This is a genomic window from Actinomycetospora sp. CA-084318, from assembly GCF_050955885.1.
Taxonomy (GTDB): Bacteria; Actinomycetota; Actinomycetes; order Mycobacteriales; family Pseudonocardiaceae; genus Actinomycetospora.
Genome location: NZ_CP192098.1, coordinates 551,317 through 566,234, shown reverse-complemented (window position 1 = coordinate 566,234; position 14,918 = coordinate 551,317). Strand labels below are relative to the sequence as shown.

Genomic DNA, 14,918 nt, shown 5'->3' with positions numbered 1-14,918 from the left:
CGGCGCCGGGAGCCACGCGGCTCCCGGCGCCGGGCCGGTGTCATGTCCGGGCCGGGCGGGCCGCGCGGTGCACCACGGCGGGCGGCAGGTTGCGCCACACCGTGGGGCTCGTGGTGACCTCGCCGTAGAGCTCGTGCAGCTCCTGCTCGAGCGCCCGGGCCGGGCCGGCCCAGCGCGTGAAGGTGTACCCGAACTGCACGAACACGCCGTCGTCGGCGAGCGTGGAGGCCACGACCGGCAGCAACGAGTCGTCCCGCCCGGGCCGCGTCGCGGACCAGCCCAGGCCGCTCACCACCACGTCGACGCCCCCGTGCGCGGGCAGACCGCGCACGGCGAGCAGCGTCGGCAGCTCCGCGACGTCGGCGGGGACCACCTCCACGGTCGGCAGCCGGGCGGCCAGGTGGTGGGCCAGCGCGGGGTTCAGCTCGACGGCCAGGTGCCGTCCCCGCCCCTCGAGGCGCCGCGCCAGTTCCAGGGTGAAGGCCCCGGACCCGGCGCCGAGCTCCACGACGACGGGCCCCCGACGACGGGTCCCGACCGACCCCAGCGCCGCGTCCGCGACGGTGCGTGCGAGCGCGGTCGAGCTCGGCCACACCGAGGCGGTCGCCACCGGGGCCCGAACGAACTGCGCGGCGAAGCGGGCGTCGTCGCGCCAGCCGCGGGTCGGGAGGTGCTGGTCAGGCGGCACGGGTCACCTCCGTCCGGCACACCACCGGGCGCGCCGGGACGTGGACGGGCGGGAGCGGGCGGGGGTCGGCCGCGGCGGCGGGCAGGGCCGCCTCGATCACCGCCGACGCCGCGCGCGCGCAGGCCCGGCGGACGGGCGTGCGGTCGCCGGGGCGGCGGTCGACCGCACCGGTCCATGCGGGCAGCACGCGCACGGTGAGTTCGGTGCGCGGCGCGGCGGCGACCCGCAGCAACGAGGAGAACAGGTCGTCGTCGCCGACGAAGGCGGCGGTCGCGTCGACGGTCCCGGCCGCGTCGGCGTAGGACAGGGACACGGGCACGACCGGCGCGCCCGCGTCGAGGGCGGCCTGGAAGGCGGCGGGCCGGAAGCGGCCGAGGTCGCGCCCGCACCGGGTGGTGCCCTCGGCGAAGACCCCGACGCAGCCGCCGGCGCGCAGGGCGTCGGCGACGGCGGCCACCGCGGCAGGCAGGGCCCGGAGCCGGTCCCGCTCGAGGAACACGGTGCCGACGCGCGCGGCCATCGCGCCGATCAGCGGCCAGGTGCGCACCTCGACCTTGGCGAGCATGCGGACCGGCGTGATGCGGTTGAGCGCGAGCACGTCGAGCCACGAGACGTGGTTGGCGACCACGAGCGACCCGGCTACCGGCCGTGGTCCGGTCACCCGCACCGTGACCCCGGCCGCCGCGAGCAGCGCGCCGCACCAGAGGGCCTGCACCCGCCCGATCCGGCGGGCGCCCAGCAGCGGGGCCAGGAGCGCGAGCGGCACGCCCGCGAGCAGCACCGTGAGCAGGCCGGTCATCCGCACGACGATCCGCACCCGGCGCCGGAACCGGACCCACCCGGCGTCGGGAACTCCGGGCGGCAGGCAGGCCGGCGTGCAGGGCGAGGACGGCAGCCAGCTCGTCATCCGTCCTCCCCCAGCAGGTGGCGGCGCCAGCGCGGGTCGATCGCGGTGTGGTCGAGCAGGACGAGCAGGTCGGCGACACCGAAGTCGTGGTCGATCGCGGGGGCCCCGCCGATCTCGGCGCCCAGCCGCAGGTAGCCGCGCAGCAGCGGCGGGGTCCGGTCGCGGGCGGCGCGACGACCCTCGTCCGGACCGATCGGAGCCGGGTGGTGCGGGACGACCCGGCGCTCGGCGGGGGCGTAGTGCTTCTCGCGGACCAGCGACCACACCGCACCGGGCAGCTCGCCCTCGGCGGTGAGCGGCACGCTCGCGCAGCCGATCAGCCAGCGGTGCCCGGAGAGGACGAGGTAGCGCCACATCCCGGCCCAGACCAGCGACAGCACGGTCCCGGTGCGGTGGTCGGGGTGGACGCAGGACCGCCCGACCTCGACGAGGTGGTGGCGCAGCGGGTCGAGTCGACGCAGGTCGAACTCGGTGTCGGAGTAGAGCCCGCCCGCCTCGAGCGCGCCCTCCGGGGTGAGCATCCGGTAGGTGCCGACGATCGAGCCGTCGGCCTCGTCGCGGACCATGAGGTGGTCGCAGAACGCGTCGAAGCGGTCCTCGTCGCGGCCCTCGTCGGCCGCGGCACCCGGGGCGAGGCGGGCTCCCTGCTCGACGGCGAACACGTCGTGGCGCAGGCGCTGGGCCGCCCGCACCGCGTCGGAGTCGCGCGAGACGAGCAGGCTGTAGCGCCCGGAGCCGGAGCCGTCGCCGGGCTGCGTGACGTCGGGCCGGGCCGGGGCGGGACCGGCCGGGGCGGCCGGCGCGCTCCCGGTCGTGAGCAGGACCTCGGTGCTGGTCATGCCGCGGTGTCTACGGTGCCCGTGCGCCGCTGCGCCGACCCGCGCGTGACGACGCGGTGTGCTCCGCGTGAATCATCGGCGGTGGACCCGACCAGGTCCGTGTAGTGCCCGAGCAGCTCCTCGCAGACCGCGGGCCAGGTGCGGCCGGTGGTCGAGGCGCGGGCCGCGAGGCCCATCCGCCGGCGCGCGGCCGGGTCGTCCCGCCACTCCCGGACGCGGTCGACCACACCGCCGCCCGCCGGGTCGTCGACGTCGAAGCGCCAGCCGGTGACACCGGGCTCCACGAGGTCGCGCACCCCGCCGGCGTCGGGCGCGATCACCGGCAGGCCACTGGCCTTGGCCTCCTGCACGGTCTGGCAGAAGGTCTCGAAGGGACCGGTGTGGACGAAGGCGTCGAGGGCGGCGTACGCGGTCGCGAGGTCGGCACCGCCCCGGAAGCCGAGGAACGCGGCGTCCGGGAGCAGCTCGGCGAGCCGGGTCCGGGCGGGCCCGTCGCCGACGACCACGGTCCGCACGCCGGGGAGCCCGCCCAGGGCGGCGAGCCGCTCCACCTGCTTCTCGTGCGCGAGCCGCCCGACGTAGCCGACGAGCATCTCGCCTCGCGGCGCGAGCTCGCGGCGCAGCGCCGCGGCGGCCGCACCGTGGTCGGCGTGCTCTGACGCCGGACGGAAGCGCGCGGTGTCCACCCCGCGGCCCCAGCGGTGCACCCGTGGGATGCCGTGGTCGCGCAGGGCGTCGACGGCCCATGCCGACGGGGCGAGGGTGCGGTCGGCGCGGCTGTGCAGGCGCCGGGTCCAGCGCCAGGCGGCGCGGGCGGTCAGCCCGACGCCGTACGAGGCGGCGAAGCCCGCGACGTCGGTCTGGTAGACCGCGACCGTCGGCACCCGGAGCCGGCGGGCCGCGGTGATCGCGCGGGCGCCCAGGACGAAGGGCGAGGCGAGGTGGACGACGTCGGGGCGGAACTCCTCGAGGGTCGCGCGGACCGCCGGGGTCGGGACCCCGACGGGGAGGCTGTCGACCACGGCGAGGTCGAGCGCCGGGACCCGGATGACCGGCGTGCCCTCCACCTCGTCGGGACCGACGCCGGGGGCCAGGACGAGGGCGTCGTGACCCCGTCGACGGAGATGGGCGATGACCTGCAGGACCGAGTTCGTGACCCCGTTGACCTGGGGCAGGAAGGACTCGGTCACGACCGCGACGCGCACGCTGTGGACGTTCTCCGCCGTGAGGTCCGGGTGAGCGACGTCGACGTGACCTCCCGCCGAACCCTCTCCCAACAGCTCGGACCGACCTCGGTGTGACCCAGTCGTGACCGGTGACCGTCGGTGAGCGCAACGGGTGTGACCGGCCGGGACGCTCGTCGGCAACCAGCGTTTTCCGGACAGGATGCTCACTGTTCGGGGTCGGTGATGTCTGCATCCGCTGGACCGTCCGTGATGCCGGTTTGACACCGTCCGCGCCACCACCGCCTACTGGCTCCCGTCCGCCCCCGTCCGGAGGCGTCGCGTCGGAGGTGCAGCGTGCTCGGACCGCCGCGCCGCCACCGACCCGCACCTCCCGCCACGACCCCGTCGACGGGGTTGGCCGAACGGGCCGTGGCCCCCCGGGCCGCGCTCGGGCTCCCGCCGGGCGCCGTGCCGGGCCAGTCCCGCCCGCCCGCCGACGAGGACACCCGTCCGCGGGCCCTGCCCGAGGAGTTCGAGCGCCCGAGCTCGGCGCGGGTGTACGACTACCTGCTCGGCGGGGCCGCCCACGGCGCGGTCGACCGGCGCCTCGGCGACGAGCTGACCCGGACCTCCGGGGACGTCGTGACCCTCGCCCGGGAGAACCGCGCCTTCCTGCGGCGCGCGGTGCGCTTCCTGCTCGCCGCCGGCATCGACCAGTTCCTCGACCTCGGCTCCGGGGTCCCGACGATGGGCAACGTGCACGAGGTCGTCGCCCGCAGCCGCTCCTCGGCCCGGGTCGCGTACACCGACGTCGACTCGATCGCCGCCGCGCACGGCCGGGCGCTGCTCGCCGACGTGCCCACCGCGAGCTACAGCACGGTCGACGTCGCCGACGTCGACGCCGTGCTCGCCGCCCCGGGGGTGCGCGGTCTGCTCGACCTGCGCCGCCCGGTCGGGCTCCTCGCCTGCTCGGTCCTGCAGCACATTCGTGACGACGCGGCCGGGCTCGTCGAGCGGTACGTGGCGCGGCTCGCCCCGGGCAGCGCGCTCGCCGTCTCCCACTTCACCGCCGACGACGCGCGGGCCACCGCACACGTGGAGCGGCTGACCGCGCAGTACGCCCACAGCGCGCCGCGGCCGCGCACCCGCGCCGAGGTCGCCCGCATCGTCGCCGCGACCGACCTGGTCGACCCGGGGCTGACGTGGGCCGGCGAGTGGCGCCCGGAGGCCGGCCGACCGCCGGCGCCGTCGGCTCCGCGGGGTCACTGGGCGGCGGTCGGCTTCGTGCGCTGAGCGCCCGTTCGGCCGATTCAGCCGTGTGGGGGTTGCTCCGTTCGCCGCCCACCGACGCCGAGTGGCCACTCACCGCGACACACGGCAGCCGCGTGGTCACACGAGGTGAGGCTAGGTCTCGGTTCGATTACGGTCCTCGCCTGCCGGTCCGCTCCCCACGCACCCCGGCCCGAGTGTCCCCGACTCGACTTGGAGCCGACGTATGTCTGGTCGCCACCGCAAGCCGTCCACCCTGTCCGAGACCACGGGCAGCCTGGCCCTCGCCTCGCTCAAGGTCGGCGTCGTCGCCGCCTCCGTGACCGCCCCGGTCGCCCTGGCCGGGACGGCGATGGCCGCGCCGTCCGCCGAGGCCTCGCCGCAGAGCAACGCGACGTGGGACCGCCTCGCCAAGTGCGAGTCGACCAACAACTGGGACGCCGACACCGGTAACGGCTTCAAGGGCGGCCTGCAGTTCACCGACTCCACGTGGAAGGCGTTCGGCGGGAAGAAGTACGCCGACTCCGCCGACCAGGCCAGCCGCGAGGAGCAGATCGCCGTGGCGAAGAAGGTCCAGGCCGAGCAGGGCTGGAAGGCGTGGCCGACCTGCACCAAGAAGCTCGGGATGCGCTGACCCGCTTGGCATGATGGCGGGGTGAGCGCTCCGGACGTCGTCGTCGTCGGGGCCGGTCTGTCCGGCCTCGTCGCCACCGCCGAACTCGCCGACGCCGGGCGTCGGGTGGTCCTGCTCGACCAGGAGCCCGAGGCCTCCTTCGGCGGGCAGGCCTGGTGGTCGTTCGGCGGGCTGTTCCTCGTCGACTCCCCGGAGCAGCGTCGGCTGCGCATCCACGACTCGTTCGACCTCGCCTGGTCGGACTGGCAGAACTCCGCCCGGTTCGACGCGACCGGCGACGAGCAGGGCCGCGCCTGGGCGCGCGCGTACGTCGAGTGGGCCGCCGGGGAGAAGCGGTCCTGGCTGCGCGCGCAGGGGGTGCGGCTCTTCCCGGTCGTCGGGTGGGCCGAGCGGGGCTCCGGCTCCGCGACCGGACACGGCAACTCCGTCCCGCGCTTCCACATCACGTGGGGCACCGGACCCGGCATCGTCGAGCCGTTCGCCCGGCGGGTGCGGGCGGCGGTGGCCGACGGCCGCGTGGAGCTCCGGTTCCGCCACCGGGTCGACCGGGTGGTCACGACGGCGGGTGTGGTCACCGGGGTGGCCGGCGCCGTGCTCGAACCCAGCGACGTCTCGCGCGGGCAGTCCAGCTCCCGGGCCGAGACCGGCTCCTTCGAGGTCGCCGCGGGCGCGGTCGTCGTCACCAGCGGCGGGATCGGCGGGGACCACGAGGCGGTGCGCAAGGCCTGGCCGGCGCGCCTCGGCAGCCCGCCCGAGCACATGATCTCCGGCGTCCCCGCGCACGTGGACGGCCGGATGATCGGCATCGCCGAGGCGGCGGGCGGCGCGGTCGTCCACCGCGACCGGATGTGGCACTACGTCGAGGGCATCGTCAACCACTCGCCGGTCTGGCCGCTGCACGGCATCCGCATCCTGCCCGGGCCCTCGTCGATGTGGTTCGACGCGACCGGGCACCGCCTGCCGGCGCCGCTCTTCCCGGGCTCGGACACGCTGGCGACGCTCGCGCACCTGCGCGCCACCGGCCACGACCACTCCTGGTTCGTCACCACGCAGCGGATCCTCGAGAAGGAGTTCGCGCTCTCCGGGTCCGAGCAGAACCCCGACCTGACCGGTCGCGACATCCGGCTCACGCTGCAGCGCGGCCGGCCCGGCCCGACCGGCCCGGTCGGCGAGTTCCAGCGCCGCGGCGCCGACTTCGTGCAGGCCGCGACGCTCGCGGAGCTCGTCGACCGCATGAACGCGCTCACCCCCGAGCCGCTGCTGCGCCTCGAGGACGTGGAGCGGGAGGTCGTCGCCCGCGACCGCGAGCTCGACAACCCGTACGGCAAGGACGCGCAGCTCGCGGCGATCCGCAACGCGCGGGGCTACCTCGGCGACCGGCTCATCCGGGTCGCGCCGCCGCACCGGCTGCTCGACCCGGCGGCCGGCCCCCTCGTCGCGGTCAAGCTGCACGTGCTCACCCGCAAGACGCTGGGCGGACTGCACACCGATCTCGCCGGCCGGGTCCTCGGGGTCGACGGCACGCCGGTGCCCGGGCTCTACGCCGCGGGTGAGGCCGCGGGCTTCGGGGGCGGCGGCGTGCACGGCTACAACTCGCTCGAGGGCACCTTCCTCGGCGGCTGCCTGTTCAGCGGCCGCCAGGTGGCTCGCGCCTTGTGAGTACTAATCCGTGCTCTGACACGGATTAGTACTCACGGGCCGAAGGCACCCCTCCGCCATGGAGCAACGATCCCTCGGATCCCAGGGCCTCACGGTGTCCGCGCTCGGCCTCGGGTGCATGGGCATGACCTACGCCTACGGCGGCCGGGACGACGCCGAGTCGCGCGCGACGATCGCCCGCGCCCTCGAGCTCGGCGTCACCTTCTTCGACACCGCGGACATCTACGGCCCGCACACCAACGAGGAGCTGGTGGGCCGCGAGCTGCGCGCGCACCGCGACGAGGTACAGATCGCGACGAAGTTCGGCAACGCCGTCGCGCCGGACGGGCGGCCCGCCGGGCGCGTCGACGGGTCGCCGGAGTACCTGCGGCAGGCGATCGACGGGTCCCTGCAGCGCCTCGGCGTCGACCACGTCGACCTCTACTACCAGCACCGCGTCGACCCCACGGTGCCGATCGAGGACACGTGGGGCGCCCTCGGCGAGCTGGTGGAGGCCGGGAAGGTGCGCTACCTCGGCATCTCCGAGGCCGCGCCCGAGACCATCCGCCGCGCCCACGAGGTCGCCCCGGTCAGCGCCGTGCAGACCGAGTACTCGCTGTTCACCCGCGAGGTCGAGGACGACGGCGTGCTCGACCTCTGCCGCGAGCTCGGCATCGGCTTCGTGCCCTACAGCCCGCTGGGCCGGGGGTTCCTGTCCGGCGACATCCGCAGCACCGACGACCTGCCCGAGGGCGACTGGCGTCGCAACGCGCCCCGCTTCTCCGGCGACGCGCTGCAGGCCAACCTGCACGTGCTGGAGCGGGTGGAGGAGATCGCCGCGTCGAAGGGCGTCCCGACGACGGTCCTCGCGCTCGCCTGGGTGCTCGCGAAACAGATCGCACCCGGCGTCGTGCCGATCCCCGGCACCAAGCGCCGGCGCTACCTCGAGGAGAACGTGTCGGCGGTGGACGTGACGCTCACCCCGGACGAACTGGCGGCCATCGACGACGCCGCGCCGCTCGGTGCGGCCACCGGCGACCGCTACCCCTCCGCGATGATGGGCGCCCTGCGGCGCTGAGGGCCGGTCACCGGCGCTCGGCGTCCTCCTTCACCGACGCCAGGTTCTTGCGGGCCGAGCGGCCCATGGCCCGCTCGAGGCCCCACTCGGGCACGGGGACGGTGACCTCCATCGTGGAGGTCATCGTCAGCTCGGTCCCGTCGCCGGACTCGGCGGCCTCGTAGCTGATCACGCTCTCCCGGATCAGTCGGCCGCCGTCGCCGGTGCAGGTCAGCGTCACCGAGGAGTCGGTGTAGGCCACCTCGTACTCGGCGGCCGTGGTGAAGCCGATCGCGCCGAGCGTGACCTTGATCCGGGTGGGGCGGCCGTCGTCGCCGCGGGCCTGCACCTCCGCGCCCTTCGCCTCGTTCGCCCACCGGTCGGTGTTCTCCAGGTCGGCCACGATGTCGACGACCGTCGACACCGGCGCGGCGATGGAGATCGATTCCTTCACGGGACCCGCCATGGTCAGGAGATACCCGCCCCGCGGTCCGCCACGCCGGGCGTGTCCAGGGCCATCGTTCCCGACGACGCCTGTGGCCCGGTGAGTGCGATGCCCGCCCGCAGGGCGGAGGCGGCGTCGAGCACGGCGTCGCGGGCGGCCGGGATCAGCCCGGCGAACCCCGCGTAGCCGTGCACGAGGCCCGGGAAGCGGCGGGCCACGACCGGCACGCCGACCGCCCGCAGTGCCGTGACCAGCTCCTCGCCCTCGTCGCGCAGCGGGTCGAATCCGGCGGTGGCGACGTAGCAGGGCGGCATGACGGCGAGGTCGTCCGCCTCGAGCAGCGCCGTCGGGCGGATCGGATCGAGCCCGTCGGGCAGGTAGAGGCCCTCGAACCACTCCACGTCCTGCGTGCGCAGCCCGAACCCGTCGGCGAACAGCTCCCGGGAACCGCCGGAGCGGCCGGCGTCGGTGACGGGGTAGAGCGCGAGGACGAACTCGGCGGTCGGCTCGCCCCGACGCGCGAGCTGGTGGGCGGCGGTGAGGGCGAGGTTGGCGCCGGCGGAGTCGCCGCCGACCGCGATCGCGCCCGCCCGGAACTCCTCGCGGTGCGAGACGACGTGGCGCAGCGCGGCGACGGCGTCGGCGAGCCCGGCCGGGAACGGGTGCTCCGGGGCCAGCCGGTACTCCACCGACAGGACGCGCGCGCCGGCCTGCTGGGCCAGCGCCCGGCACAGCGGGTCGCCCGAGGCGACGCTGCCCAGGGCGAACCCGCCGCCGTGGAAGAAGACGAGCAGGCCCGACGTCGCCCCCGCCACGTCGACCGGCTCGTAGAGGCGGGCGTCGAGCGTCCCCGGGGCGTCGCGGGCCGGGCCGACCGGCACCGGGATCGTCAGTGACCGGCTGACCACACCGCGGGTGACCTCCGCGAGTCCGGTGGCGGCCTCGTCGGTGAGCCGGCGCTGGTCGGACAGGGGTGGGTCCTCGCCGGGATTGGCGGCCAGCGAGATGAGCTTGATGACCATCTGGACGTCGAGGTCGAGGACCTGGCCGTCGAGCTCCACGCGTCGCCCGGCGATCGCACGCTTGAGCGGACGCGGCAGCCCGACCAGGCCACGCAGGACGCGGCGCAGGATCGGGAACTTCACTCCCGAGAGCCTAGGAGCGTCGGGGGCGCGGGTCGCGCGGGGTCGGCCGGGATCACCCGCTGCCACACGGTGACGTCGGAGCGCGCGTAGCCGAGGTGGGCGTAGAAGGCCCCGGCGTCGTCGTTGTCGGCACGCACCATGAGCTGGACCTTCGGGACATCGGCCGCCAGCCGCTCCTCCGCCGCGGCGACGAGCGCCCGCCCGACGCCCCGGCCGCGGACCGCCGCCGCGAGGTAGTACATCCAGCCGCGGTGACCGTCGTGGCCGACCATGACCGTCCCGAGGAGACCGCCCTCGTCGTCGACGGCCGCGAGCACCGTGGAGGACGGCCCGGCGAGAGCGCGATCGAGGTCGGAGCGCGGGTCGTTCCAGGGACGCGTGAGGCCGGCGGCGTGCCACAGGTCGATCGCCGCGTCGGCCTCGTCGGGACGGAGATCTCGGATGCGCACGCGGCGATGATGGACCCGTGACCGTGCTGCTGGGCGTGCTGACCCGACTCCGGCCGTGGCGCGACGACGACGCCGAGGCCATCCACCGGGCGTGCCAGGACGCCGACGTGCAGCGCTTCACGACGGTGCCCTCCCCGTACCGCCGCGAGGACGCGGACTGGTTCCTGGCGCACTACATCGCCGACGTCGAGGCGGAGGGTGGGGCGTCGTTCTGCGTCGAGGGTCTGTCCGCCCCGGGCCGCGTGGCGGGCAGCATCGCGCTGCTGCGCGCGCGGGACGGCGTGGGCGAGATCGGCTACTGGTGCGCGCCGGAGGCCCGGGGTCGGGGCTGGACCTCCGATGCGCTCACGACGCTCGCGGCCTGGTCGTTCGCCGAGCGCGGGTGCCGACGGCTGGAGCTGACCATCGAGCCGGCCAACGTCGCGTCGCTGCGTGTGGCCCGCCGGGCCGGGTTCGTCGAGGAGCACGTGGACCCGGCCCGGCGGCTCGGGGACGGGTCGGTGCGGGAGGTGGTGGTCCTGGCCCTCGAGCGCTGAGATCGTGACCGCTTCGTGATGCGCGCAGCCGGCTCCACCCGGCCTTTTCCCGCCGTGACTGTCGGGGGTTCGCACTAACGTTCGATTCATGACGAGGGCGGTGGCGGGTCCGGGCGAGGGCGAGGGCGAGGCCGCGCGCCCGGAGGTGGGGCCGGAGGGCCTGCCGGGGCAGTGGGTGGACGCCGGACTCGGCGTGCAGTTCACGCTGATGAACGTCGCCGCGTGGCGGCTGTGTCGGTGGCTGTTGGAGTGCTCCCGGGCGCAGGCCGGCACCGCGACGCGGGTGGCCTCACGGCCACGGGCGGGGAAGATCGTCGCCGCGTCGCTGGGGTGGTCGGAGTCCTACGCGGCCGCGCGGGTCGAGTTCGCCCGCCAGGTTCTCGAGCGGCTGCCCGTCCTGGGTGCGCAGATGCAGTCGGGACGCCTGGAGGAGCGGAAGGCCTCGATCATCGTCGATCTGGTGGCCGACCTCGACGACGACCAGGCCCGCGCGGTGGTCGAGGAGATCGTCGACCCGGCCCCGTCGCTGGGCTACGCCGCGCTCCGCCGGCTGGTGGGGCGCGTGGCGATGGCGGTCGACCCGGCCTGGGCCGAGCGGCGCCGCGCGGCGGGCATCGCGCGCCGGCGGGTGGCACTGCGTTCGGCACCCTCGGGGGCGGCGGAGCTGTGTGGGTTGGATCTTCCCGAGGACCCCGCCCAGGACGCCCACGACCGGATCGTCGCGCTGGCCCACGAGGTGCTGCGGCGGCTCAAGCGCGCGGGCATCACCACCGTGTCGGTCGGGACCGCGGAGTCGGAGGTGATGCTCACCCTGACCGGGCCCGCCGGGGCGGGGATGTACGACCTCGACGTCGTCGACCACGTCGTCGCCGCCCTCGGCGGACCCACCGACCCCGATCCCGAGGGACCTCCCGATCCGGACGGACCTCCCGACCCCGAGGGACCTCCCGACCCCGAGGGACCTCCCGACCGCGGACCCGACGACCCGCACGGCGACGACCCGCACGGCGGTGGCGGTGGCGGTCGGGCTCCGGTGGTGGCCTTCCGGGCGCGCACCGTGCTGCGGATGGAGCTCCGCGGCGTCCTCGGGCTCGACCGCTCGCCCGGTGAGCTCCCCGGTCGCGGCCCCATCACCCACCGGGCCGCCGTGGCGATGGCCTGGGCGCGCACCCACACGCGCTGGCGCATCCGGCTCTACGACCAGGTCGGCCACCTCGAACACGTCCTGTCCGTCCGACCGCCGAGCGACGGCCCGCCTCCGGCCGGCGGTCGGCGCCGCGCTCACGTCGTCGAACTCACCGCGTTCACGAGCGACCTGGACGCCCTCGCCGCCGAGCACACCGATCCCCGCCCTGAAGCCGTCGAACTTCTCCGCCGGGCCCGGCGCGCACTCGAGAAGGAACGTGCCCGCCCACCCGACGAACACCCCGCCCGGACCCGATCGGAAGCCGCCCACCGGTTCCCCTCGACCCGGCTGCGGGACTGGGTCCAGGCGCGCGACCACACCTGCCGCGCGCCCGGCTGCGCCGTCGACGCCGTCGGCACCGACCTCGACCACACCCGCCCCGTGATCGCCGGCGGCCTCACCGTCGCCGACGACCTCGGCCCCCTCTGTCGCCGCGACCACCTGCTCAAGTCCGACCCCGCGAGCGGCTGGACGGTCACCCAAACCACCCCCGGGTACTTCGAGTGGACCTCCCCCACCGGCCGTGTCCATCGCACGACCCCCTACCGCTACCGACCGCTGCCGGCTCCCGTTCCGCGCACCGGTCCCCGGCGGCGACCGCCCGAGCGCTTCTCGCGCCCGAGGCGGCCCGGTGCCGCCCGCGCCAACCGCCACGGCCAGATCACCGACCCCGCCCTCGACACCGCCTGGCACCTCGCCACCCGAGCCGACCGGACCCCCTACGCCGGCGACGGACCGCCGTTCTGAGCTCGGACCGCGATCGTCCCGGCCACCCCGACGACCGTGTCGCCCCCGACGTGCACCGTGTCTCCGGCGTGGTCGACGTGGATCCGCCCGCGGCGCCCGAGCGCCGTGCCCTGCGCTGCCACGTACGACGACGGCGCGTGCCCGGCCGGTACCAGCCACTGCGCGAGGCCGGCGTTGAGCGAACCCGTCACGGGGTCCTCGCCCACGCCCATCGCCGGCACGAACGCGCGCACCTCGAACGCCGCGTCCGACCCGGCCAGGTGCGGGCCCACCACCCCCACCGCGTGACTCAGCTCGTGCTCCGCCAACGCCCGCAGGTCGGGCTCCAGGGCGAGGACGGTCGCCGCGTCGCGCAGCAGCAGCGCCACCCACCCCGGCCCGTTGTCCACCCACGCCGCGTCGACGACGTCGTCCACGCCGAGCCCGTCGGTCAGCACCGCGAGGTCCGCCGCGTCGACCGGCCCCGACCGCACCAGCGGCGGCGCCTCGAACGACAACCGCTCCGCCGAGCGCACCCGCACGAGACCCGCACCGCACTCCTGGACCGGCCCCGAGGCGTCGTCCGGAACACCGCCCGCCTCCAGCCACGCCCGCGCGGAGCCCAGCGTCGGGTGGCCGGCGAAGGGCAGCTCGCGGCGGGGCGTGAAGATGCGCAGCCGGTAGTCCGCGCCGGGCTGCGTCGGGCGCAGCAGGAACGTCGTCTCGGAGAGGTTCGTCCACGACGCGACCGCGGCCATCTGCGCGTCGGTGAGGTCGTCGGCGTCGTGGACGACCGCGACCGGGTTGCCGAGGAACAGCTCGTCGGTGAACACGTCGACCTGGGTGAAGCGGTGCACGCTCGGAGAACCTTCCCGACGACGGCTCGCGGCGGCAGAGCCACCTGGGCCGCGGTGGCAGCGGGTACACCGGAGACGTGGAGGAGAAGACCTGCGCGACCTGCGGGCGGCGCATCGAGTGGCGCAAGAAGTGGGCCCGCGACTGGGAGAACGTCCGCTACTGCTCCGACGCCTGCCGCCGGCACAAGCCGAACGACACCGACCGGGCGCTCGAGACGACGATCGTCGAGCTGCTGGACCGGCGCGCGGCGGGAAGGACGATCTGCCCGTCGGAGGCGGCCAAACAGGTCGGCGGCGACGACTGGCGCGACCTCATGGAGCCCGCCCGGCGGGCGGCCCGGCGCCTCGTCGACGCCGGGACGATCGAGATCACGCAGCAGGGACACGTCGTCGACCCCTCCACCGCGAAGGGGCCGATCCGGCTGCGGAAGGCCTAGCGCAGCGCCCCGGGGCTGCCCTCGTACCGCTGCGTGAGGATCTCGAAGTGGTGCCCGCCGGGGTCGTCGAAGTACAGCCCACGACCGCCGTGGTTCTCGTTGATCGTGTTCGGCTCCCGCGAGTGCGGGCCCGCGACGTAGACCACCCCGCGCGCCTCGAGCCGGCCGCGGACGGCGTCGAACTCCGCCTCGGAGAGGTGGAACGCGACGTGCTGACCGGGGAACTCGAACGGCGGCACCGCGTAGTCGACGGTGAGGGTGTCGTTCACGTCCACGGCGATGAAGGGCGGCGCCGAGCGGGGCGCGGGCAGGTCGAGGATCTCGGCGAGGAAGCGCGCGGACTCCTCGGCGTCGTGGGCGGCGAGGGCGAGGTGGTCGAGGCGGACGGTCATGGTCGGACCATCCGAGCGAACGCCCGCAGGACCGTCAAGGGCCCGGACGGGCTCAGAGCGCGGCGTTCGTGCGCGCGTAGGCGCCGCGGTGGAACACCAGTGGCGGCAGCTCGGCGGTCTCCAGCGCCTGCACGGCCCCGACGACGATGAGGTGGTCGCCGCCGTCGTGGGAGGCGTGCAGCGTGCAGTCGATCCACGCGGTGGCGCCCGCCAGGACCGGCGAACCGGAGACGGCGGCCGGGGTCCACTCGACGCCCGCGAACTTGTCGGTGCCCGACTTCGCGAACTGCGTCGACAGCTCGCCCTGGTCCTCGGCCAGGACGTTGACGCAGAAGCGGCCGGTCGACTCGATCTTCGGCCACGACGACGAGTTCCGCCCCGGCAGGATCAGCACGAGCGGCGGGTCGAGCGACAGCGACGAGAACGACTGGCAGGTGAAGCCGGCGGGCTCGCCGTCCACGATCCCGGTCACGATCGTCACGCCGGACGGGAAGTGCCCCAGGACCGACCGCATCGTCGTCGGGTCCGTGCTCGGCATGCGTCCTCC

At 75.4% G+C, this 14,918-nt stretch carries 17 protein-coding genes; 7 read left to right on the top strand and 10 right to left on the bottom strand.

Annotation, left to right across the window (positions count from 1 at the left end; translation table 11 throughout):
* Positions 1-40: 40 nt before the first annotated feature.
* Genes ACQPYX_RS02780 through ACQPYX_RS02765 form a run of 4 tightly spaced genes read right to left on the bottom strand, consistent with a single transcriptional unit; the run spans position 41 to position 3,639 of the window.
* A complete protein-coding gene (locus tag ACQPYX_RS02780; protein ID WP_433801379.1) occupies positions 41-688 on the bottom strand; it encodes a class I SAM-dependent methyltransferase in 648 nt (215 codons plus the stop codon).
* Positions 678-1,595 (bottom strand): lysophospholipid acyltransferase family protein, encoded by a 918-nt coding sequence (locus ACQPYX_RS02775; protein WP_433801378.1) that lies wholly within the window; start codon positions 1,593-1,595, stop codon positions 678-680. Before ACQPYX_RS02775 ends, ACQPYX_RS02780 begins: the two co-directional genes overlap by 11 nt.
* Positions 1,592-2,434: a GNAT family N-acetyltransferase gene (locus ACQPYX_RS02770; RefSeq protein ID WP_433801377.1), complete on the bottom strand. Its 843-nt coding sequence runs from the start codon at positions 2,432-2,434 to the stop codon at positions 1,592-1,594. The genes ACQPYX_RS02775 and ACQPYX_RS02770 overlap by 4 nt, the downstream gene beginning before the upstream one ends.
* Positions 2,431-3,639 carry a glycosyltransferase family 4 protein gene (locus tag ACQPYX_RS02765; protein ID WP_433801376.1) on the bottom strand — a complete coding sequence of 403 codons (1,209 nt, stop codon included), beginning with the start codon at positions 3,637-3,639 and terminating at the stop codon, positions 2,431-2,433. Before ACQPYX_RS02765 ends, ACQPYX_RS02770 begins: the two co-directional genes overlap by 4 nt.
* A gap of 390 nt (positions 3,640-4,029) precedes the next feature.
* Here ACQPYX_RS02765 and ACQPYX_RS02760 point away from each other — a divergent pair, with 390 nt between their 5' ends.
* The 4 genes from ACQPYX_RS02760 (at position 4,030) to ACQPYX_RS02745 (ending at position 8,219) form a co-directional block, all read left to right on the top strand.
* Positions 4,030-4,893, top strand: a complete 864-nt coding sequence (locus ACQPYX_RS02760; RefSeq protein WP_433801375.1) for an SAM-dependent methyltransferase — start codon at positions 4,030-4,032, stop codon at positions 4,891-4,893.
* A 202-nt stretch (positions 4,894-5,095) separates the two neighbouring features.
* Positions 5,096-5,503, top strand: coding sequence for a transglycosylase family protein (locus ACQPYX_RS02755; RefSeq protein WP_433801374.1), 408 nt, complete (start codon positions 5,096-5,098; stop codon positions 5,501-5,503).
* Positions 5,504-5,524: 21 nt separating this feature from the next.
* Positions 5,525-7,162 carry an FAD-binding dehydrogenase gene (locus ACQPYX_RS02750; protein ID WP_433801373.1) on the top strand — a complete coding sequence of 546 codons (1,638 nt, stop codon included), beginning with the start codon at positions 5,525-5,527 and terminating at the stop codon, positions 7,160-7,162.
* 58 nt (positions 7,163-7,220) lie between these two features.
* Positions 7,221-8,219 (top strand): aldo/keto reductase, encoded by a 999-nt coding sequence (locus ACQPYX_RS02745; RefSeq protein ID WP_433801372.1) that lies wholly within the window; start codon positions 7,221-7,223, stop codon positions 8,217-8,219.
* A gap of 7 nt (positions 8,220-8,226) precedes the next feature.
* On the opposite strand, the gene ACQPYX_RS02740 is transcribed toward ACQPYX_RS02745, so the two are convergent.
* Genes ACQPYX_RS02740 through ACQPYX_RS02730 form a run of 3 tightly spaced genes read right to left on the bottom strand, consistent with a single transcriptional unit; the run spans position 8,227 to position 10,237 of the window.
* Positions 8,227-8,664 carry an SRPBCC family protein gene (locus tag ACQPYX_RS02740; protein WP_433801371.1) on the bottom strand — a complete coding sequence of 146 codons (438 nt, stop codon included), beginning with the start codon at positions 8,662-8,664 and terminating at the stop codon, positions 8,227-8,229.
* A 2-nt stretch (positions 8,665-8,666) separates the two neighbouring features.
* Positions 8,667-9,788 carry an alpha/beta hydrolase gene (locus ACQPYX_RS02735; RefSeq protein WP_433801370.1) on the bottom strand — a complete coding sequence of 374 codons (1,122 nt, stop codon included), beginning with the start codon at positions 9,786-9,788 and terminating at the stop codon, positions 8,667-8,669.
* Positions 9,785-10,237, bottom strand: coding sequence for a GNAT family acetyltransferase (locus ACQPYX_RS02730; protein WP_433801369.1), 453 nt, complete (start codon positions 10,235-10,237; stop codon positions 9,785-9,787). The genes ACQPYX_RS02735 and ACQPYX_RS02730 overlap by 4 nt, the downstream gene beginning before the upstream one ends.
* Before the next feature lie 17 nt (positions 10,238-10,254).
* Between ACQPYX_RS02730 and ACQPYX_RS02725 the strand changes: the two genes are divergently transcribed.
* A complete protein-coding gene (locus tag ACQPYX_RS02725; RefSeq protein WP_433801368.1) occupies positions 10,255-10,773 on the top strand; it encodes a GNAT family N-acetyltransferase in 519 nt (172 codons plus the stop codon).
* Between the two features lie 88 nt (positions 10,774-10,861).
* A complete protein-coding gene (locus tag ACQPYX_RS02720) occupies positions 10,862-12,706 on the top strand; it encodes a DUF222 domain-containing protein (protein ID WP_433801367.1) in 1,845 nt (614 codons plus the stop codon).
* Here the strand turns inward: ACQPYX_RS02720 and ACQPYX_RS02715 are convergent.
* Positions 12,679-13,542, bottom strand: coding sequence for a PhzF family phenazine biosynthesis protein (locus ACQPYX_RS02715; RefSeq protein WP_433801366.1), 864 nt, complete (start codon positions 13,540-13,542; stop codon positions 12,679-12,681). The genes ACQPYX_RS02720 and ACQPYX_RS02715 overlap by 28 nt on opposite strands.
* 77 nt (positions 13,543-13,619) lie before the next feature.
* Here ACQPYX_RS02715 and ACQPYX_RS02710 point away from each other — a divergent pair, with 77 nt between their 5' ends.
* Positions 13,620-13,979, top strand: coding sequence for a DUF3253 domain-containing protein (locus ACQPYX_RS02710; RefSeq protein WP_433801365.1), 360 nt, complete (start codon positions 13,620-13,622; stop codon positions 13,977-13,979).
* Here the strand turns inward: ACQPYX_RS02710 and ACQPYX_RS02705 are convergent.
* Both ACQPYX_RS02705 and ACQPYX_RS02700 read right to left on the bottom strand, forming a co-directional pair.
* Positions 13,976-14,371, bottom strand: a complete 396-nt coding sequence (locus tag ACQPYX_RS02705; RefSeq protein ID WP_433801364.1) for a VOC family protein — start codon at positions 14,369-14,371, stop codon at positions 13,976-13,978. The two genes, ACQPYX_RS02710 and ACQPYX_RS02705, sit on opposite strands and share 4 nt — an antisense overlap.
* Before the next feature lie 52 nt (positions 14,372-14,423).
* Positions 14,424-14,909, bottom strand: coding sequence for a flavin reductase family protein (locus ACQPYX_RS02700; RefSeq protein WP_433801363.1), 486 nt, complete (start codon positions 14,907-14,909; stop codon positions 14,424-14,426).
* Positions 14,910-14,918 lie beyond the last annotated feature (9 nt).

Coding starts and splice junctions, on each gene's coding strand:
- ACQPYX_RS02700 (WP_433801363.1), bottom strand. CDS start 14,909: ATGCCGAGCACGGACCCGACGACGATGCGGTCGGTCCTGGGGCACTTC.
- ACQPYX_RS02775 (WP_433801378.1), bottom strand. CDS start 1,595: ATGACGAGCTGGCTGCCGTCCTCGCCCTGCACGCCGGCCTGCCTGCCG.
- ACQPYX_RS02740 (WP_433801371.1), bottom strand. CDS start 8,664: ATGGCGGGTCCCGTGAAGGAATCGATCTCCATCGCCGCGCCGGTGTCG.
- ACQPYX_RS02755 (WP_433801374.1), top strand. CDS start 5,096: ATGTCTGGTCGCCACCGCAAGCCGTCCACCCTGTCCGAGACCACGGGC.
- ACQPYX_RS02770 (WP_433801377.1), bottom strand. CDS start 2,434: ATGACCAGCACCGAGGTCCTGCTCACGACCGGGAGCGCGCCGGCCGCC.
- ACQPYX_RS02720 (WP_433801367.1), top strand. CDS start 10,862: ATGACGAGGGCGGTGGCGGGTCCGGGCGAGGGCGAGGGCGAGGCCGCG.
- ACQPYX_RS02745 (WP_433801372.1), top strand. CDS start 7,221: ATGGAGCAACGATCCCTCGGATCCCAGGGCCTCACGGTGTCCGCGCTC.
- ACQPYX_RS02705 (WP_433801364.1), bottom strand. CDS start 14,371: ATGACCGTCCGCCTCGACCACCTCGCCCTCGCCGCCCACGACGCCGAG.